Genomic DNA, 274 nt, shown 5'->3' with positions numbered 1-274 from the left:
ACCTACGGTCAGTATATTTCGTCGTATCCTTTGGTCGTCAGGTAGTATTTCCGTCGTCCTGTGCACTCAAGCATTCCGTCTTCGCACAACGACTCAAGCGCCATACCTAGATCTTTTGTCCTTTGGATTCAGCCAGTCCTGAATATCAACCTCCCAGAAATCCGGCGTCATGCACGTACCCGTATCGATCTTCCGCCACTCGATGTGATTAAGAATTTTCTTCTTGGTTGATTCATAGCGATCGGCGGGAGGAACGATAGGAGTGGCGGCAATG

At 49.3% G+C, this 274-nt stretch carries 1 protein-coding gene; it reads right to left on the bottom strand.

Features of this window, described 5'->3' with window-relative positions:
• Positions 1-93: 93 nt before the first annotated feature.
• Positions 94-274 (bottom strand): hypothetical protein (locus tag SB753_RS37140; RefSeq protein ID WP_410805141.1); only part of this gene is annotated, 181 nt, incomplete at its 5' end.

It is taken from the genome of Paraburkholderia sp. SIMBA_053 (genome assembly GCF_046534895.1).
Classification (GTDB): Bacteria; Pseudomonadota; Gammaproteobacteria; order Burkholderiales; family Burkholderiaceae; genus Paraburkholderia; species Paraburkholderia caledonica.
This window is presented reverse-complemented; position numbering and strand designations above follow the sequence as displayed.